This window comes from Rhodoblastus sp., assembly GCF_041915505.1.
GTDB lineage: Bacteria > Pseudomonadota > Alphaproteobacteria > Rhizobiales > Beijerinckiaceae > Rhodoblastus.
Genome location: NZ_JAYSBG010000278.1, coordinates 1 through 4753, shown reverse-complemented (window position 1 = coordinate 4753; position 4753 = coordinate 1). Strand labels below are relative to the sequence as shown.

The 4753-nt window shown below is 64.3% G+C and carries 3 protein-coding genes; 1 reads left to right on the top strand and 2 read right to left on the bottom strand.

The window, feature by feature from the left end; genetic code table 11:
- Positions 1–300: 300 nt before the first annotated feature.
- Entirely contained in the window at positions 301–1611 is a 1311-nt protein-coding gene (locus tag ACE3S9_RS15050; protein WP_374547294.1) for a glycosyltransferase family 2 protein, read from the bottom strand.
- Positions 1612–1615: 4 nt separating this feature from the next.
- Positions 1616–3775 carry a glycosyltransferase gene (locus ACE3S9_RS15045; protein ID WP_374547293.1) on the bottom strand — a complete coding sequence of 720 codons (2160 nt, stop codon included), beginning with the start codon at positions 3773–3775 and terminating at the stop codon, positions 1616–1618.
- A gap of 222 nt (positions 3776–3997) precedes the next feature.
- Between ACE3S9_RS15045 and ACE3S9_RS15040 the strand changes: the two genes are divergently transcribed.
- A complete protein-coding gene (locus ACE3S9_RS15040; RefSeq protein WP_374547292.1) occupies positions 3998–4441 on the top strand; it encodes a hypothetical protein in 444 nt (147 codons plus the stop codon).
- Positions 4442–4753: the final 312 nt, after the last annotated feature.

Below are 4753 nucleotides of genomic sequence, written 5' to 3'. Positions count from 1 at the left end.
TCGACGGTCTCGAGCGCAACCGCGGCGGCCCTGCCACGTTTCCAGGAGAAATCGGCGGCAAAGACTTTGACCGCCCAGCCTCGGCGCTGCATGGCTTTGGCCTGCCGGAGGGCGACAATTTCGGCTCCCCCCACGCCTTGCGGCAAGAAATAGCTGGAAACCACGAGGACTTTCGGGGGGCCGCTCCCCGTTCTTGCTCGATCGCCCATCCGAATCCCGCCCCCTTCGCGCCCCAATATCCGTCGCTCAGACCGGCGCGCGCCGCGACCGCAAAGACGGGAAGTGCGGGAACGGAGGTCGTCAAGATCGGCGTGATCCATTTCCGGCGCCGGATCGCCGCAGGAAATTTTCACGCGCCGGGTAAAGACGAAGGCTTCGGTCGCGCCCGAGAGCCCCGCCGAAACGCCGGATAAAGCTTTGCACGAATGGCGAATCGCGCAAATGGATTTCGCCGTTGGGCGCGAAGGATTGCGCCAGTTTGAGCGCAAGCATGAGGTTGGCGGAAGTCTCGCCGCGCAGGGCGATCCGGCTCGCCCCTTTCGCGGCCTCGATTTCGATCGAAGCATGCGGCGCGGCTTCGACCCCCAGAGCCAGAGCGTTTTCGCAGGCGCGCGCCGGCGCGCCCTCACCAATCCACATATGGGTGAAAGTCGCTCCATTCAGTGCGGCGCAGATCTCGAAATAGAGCGCGCCCGTTTTCTTGTGGATTGCGGAGAAGGGCGTCGCGAGCTGCCCTGGCGCGGCCGGAATCAAAGGCTCCAGGCGCCGCGCCGCCGCCAGGACCGCCGCGCCGAAAGGGCCGTGCAGGGGTCGGGGCAGGGCCAGGCTGCGGCCGCTGGAGGCGCCGCTACGCCAGTCTTGGTAATCGGACGCGCAGCATTGCAGATAAGTCGGGGAATCGAACAAGGGCGAGGGCGAAATCGCGGCGGCGCCCTGCGCCTCGCCCCGCGCATTGAGGCCGGCGGCGCGCCGCCGGTAAAACAGCGTGGCCTCAGGCGCGGTCCGCAGGTCGAAGCCGGCGGCGACCAGGTCGCAATGGCGACGCCAATCTTCAAAGGCGTAACCGCTGCGCGCGCTGGAATCGGTGAACGGAATGGCCATGGCGTCGTCGCGGCGCTGGCAGAAACGCGAAACGAAGGGATTGGAGCCGAGCAGGTTGAGCGCGCCGACGCTGGCGAGATCGGGAACCCAGTTCAAGCTCTCCGCCTCGCCGAAGACCAGCAGGACGCCCGGCATGATCGCGACGCGCGTCGGCTCCGCGGCCCGGGCGGCGGCGTAAAGCGCGCCGAAGAAGTTGAACGAGATCAGATCGTCGCCATCGGCCAGGCAGATATAATCGCCCCGCGCCGCTGCGATCCCTCGATTGCGCGCCAGCCCCAGCGAGCCGAAATCGGCTTCGACCGCCGTGGACGGGCAGGGAAAAAAACGGATCTCGCGCTGGTAGGTCGCGCGTGTCGCGGGATCGGCCCGGTCGAGGACGGCGACCAGTTCCAGTGTCAGGCCGTCGGCCTGGGCGAAACGCGCCGCTTCGGCGAGGGACCGCAGGGTAGGAGCCAAGAGGCCGCCTTCGCCATGCAGGCAAAGCACGATGGACAGGTGGGGCCCCGGCATCGGTCTAATAGGTCAAGCTGAAATGGGCGCGGATTTTCTCCTGCAATGGCGCGCCATAGCTGGCCATGCTGATGGCGCCCGCCGACTCGCGCTTGACCTCCGTCTCCTGCGAAATCAGGCGCGATGAATACCAGGCGTGGACGACGCCCGACGAAATGGTCGGAATGTCGTGTCGCCCGACGCCGAGCGGCGCGAAAAATTCGATCGGCAAGGCGACGATCTTCTTGCCGGCTGCGAGCACGCGAATGGTGCTTTCCTCCCCGGTGTCCTCGCTCTCGCCGCGCAATTTTCGCAACACGATCAGACCGCCGAGATCGGCCTTGAAGAAGGCGAGGAAATGCGGATGGATATAAAAGCCATGGTCGTGGAAGGCGCGGTCGGCGACAAAGGCGGCGCCGGCGAGGCGATGCTCGTCGTCGAGGCGGTCGGCGCTCTGCGCCAGCCAATCGTCCTTGACGGGGAAAGCATCGGAATCCAGCAGGACGATGCGATCGAAACGCGCGGCGCGCACGCCCATTTCCGCAGCCTGGCCATGGCCGTGGTCCAGGGTGCGGGTTTGCGGATAATCGATCAGCCGCACGTCGCGCTGATCACGCAGCCATTCCAGCGTGCCGTCGCGGCTGCCGCGATCGACGACTATTATTTCATAGGCGCGCGCGCCTATGGTCTCCCGGATTTTCTCGACTTGCAGCCGTGTATAGAAAGAACTGTCGCGCGTGACGGTGACAATGCTTACCGGCGGCGGGTTGGGGCCCGCGACGGCTGAGAAAACGGGCGTCTCGGCCTCGCCGATCAGCGCCTTCAGCGCCGGCAGGCCGGGACATTGATAGGACGCGCCGTCGATCATGTCGATCAGCGCGTCCGCCGCCTGTTTCCAGCTCAAAGGCGTGATCTTCGCGGGTTCTGGCGAAGCCAGCACCTGCCGCATCTCGCGCGCCAGCGAAAACGCGTCGCCGGGCGGGAAGTAGCGGATTGCGTCGCCGGCGATTTCCCGAAAAACGTTCAGATCGCTGGCGATGACCGGAATCTTGTAACGCGCGGCCTCGACGATCGGCAGGCCGAAGCCCTCGGCGACGGAGGGATAGACCAGGGCGTGGGCGCGGCGGAACAGATAATCGAGATCGCCGTCATTTGCCCCACCGAACCAGAACAGCCGCCGGTTGAATTCGGGATGAGTGCAGATGCGATGCGCCAATGCGCGGCAATTCCAGCCGTAGCGCCCGACAATGGCGTAACGGGCGTCCACACCGTCGCGCCAGAGCAAATCCATGGCGTCGAGGGCGGTTCCGTAGCCCTTGCGCGGCTCAAGGGTGCTGACGCCGAGAAACAAGGGGCTGCCTGAGTCCTCGATCAGGCCTTTGACATGGGCGCTCGGCGCGCGGCCTTCGAGATCGAAATCCGCGCCGAGATGGCTCCAGCCCAGTTTCATCGCACAATTCAGGTCGCGTCCATCAGCCAGCGCGTAAGCGGCGAAATCCTCGGCGACGGCCTTGGATATCGTAATGACAGCGTCGCATTGGAGAATGACGTCGTCGATCCAGGAGGCGAAAATCGGCTCGAAACTGGGCGGGAAAAAATGTGGAAATTGCTGCGGCAGCATGTCGTAAAGCAGAAGAACATTGCTGCCGCCGGCGGATTTGATCGCGCGCATGACCTGCCGGATCTCGGCCTGGCGCGTCCAGCCCTGATCGGCGAGCAGCAGCGTGTCGTTTGGTTGCGGCTTGATTTCCTGCAATCTGAGCGAGGGGAGGTCGAAACTCCACAGCCGTCCGTCGCGGATGAAGGCCGGCGCGCCGCCTTTTTGCAAGGCGGCGGTGGAAAGCTCCGTCACCACGCGAGGAATGCCGGCCATGAACCGGCAATGCAGGGTCTGGCTGACATCGACGAACAGCCGCCCCTGTGGCCGAGGCGGCGGCCCGCCGGCCGGCCGGCGGCTTAGCAGGCGGCGGAAAAAAGACTTCTCGATGCGCAGGCGCGGGCGTAGTTTCGGCGCCCATTTGGCTTTGAGTTTGCGATATTTTCGGATCAGCAGATAACGGAAATGCCGTCGCTGCGCCTGTTCGAGCCTGTCCTCCAGCTCGTCGAACCGTCGCTCGATCGCGTCGAAATGCTCAGGAAAAAAGCCTTGCTCGGCCTGCGCATGGCTTTCGCTGTAGCGGCGCATCCAATCCTGCATTGAGCCCCCGCGCTGTTTCCGCCAGAATTGATGGCGGGTTTTCGCACGCAAGGTCAAGGCCCTCTAACGCCTTGCAGCAGGCGGGCGAGATCGGCGTCGACCATTTCGGTCACAGTAGCTTCAAGCGGAATTTCGGTGCGTCAGCCAAGCCTTTCGGCGGCCCCGGCCGGATCAGCCCGGGCATGACGGCCCACATGCGACCTCAACTCGATGACGAAGACGCAAAAGGCAATGAGACGCCTGTTTCGGGTCAAGAAAGACCTGGCGGGCAATTTTATGGCTCGGCAATATGAACGCGCAATGCGACTGAAGCGGCGCGCGCGACATAGTTCGCGCGATGTGGCTGATGCGGCAGCGGGAAAGCCGGACGCTTTTGTTCTGGCGCGCGGCCGGGCGGCGTGCCTTCGCGGCATCTGCCGCATCGCCTTCGCCCATGCCGGGCTCGACCCGGAGCACCGAGTTTTCGGTAATCCCGATCTGCGCTTCACCAATGTCCCGATTTTGCTCGGCGATCCGCCGAAACCAGATGCGCTGCGCTTCGCGCCACGGCGCGGCCTGAGCAACGTCTTGACTCCGCCAACGGGATCGGCGTCGCGCGCTATCCGTCGTCGGGGGATGCGACAGGGCCACCCGCTGACCTTTTGCCGTCATTGAGGCGCATTATCGCCGTCACAGGGCCTCGTTAGCCTGTTGGCCTTGGAGCGCAGGGGTTCGGAGGCTGAAATGGTTGGCTGGTACGTCAATTATCACAGCGTCACACGGCGCATGGAGGCTCGAACGGCGGGTTCAAACTCGTTCGAGGGCGCTTTGATTCATGCCCGCGCTTTGGCGATCAACGGACATATCGTCAGAAATATCGTCGGCCCGAATGGCGGCGCCTTCGAAGCGAAATCATTTCAGGATTGGCGCAAAGAGGAAGACGACGCTGGGCCGAGGACCGAGATGGGGCGTCGCTGAGCGCGGCGC

Coding starts and splice junctions, on each gene's coding strand:
- ACE3S9_RS15050 (WP_374547294.1), bottom strand. CDS start 1,611: ATGCCGGGGCCCCACCTGTCCATCGTGCTTTGCCTGCATGGCGAAGGC.
- ACE3S9_RS15045 (WP_374547293.1), bottom strand. CDS start 3,775: ATGCGCCGCTACAGCGAAAGCCATGCGCAGGCCGAGCAAGGCTTTTTT.
- ACE3S9_RS15040 (WP_374547292.1), top strand. CDS start 3,998: ATGACGAAGACGCAAAAGGCAATGAGACGCCTGTTTCGGGTCAAGAAA.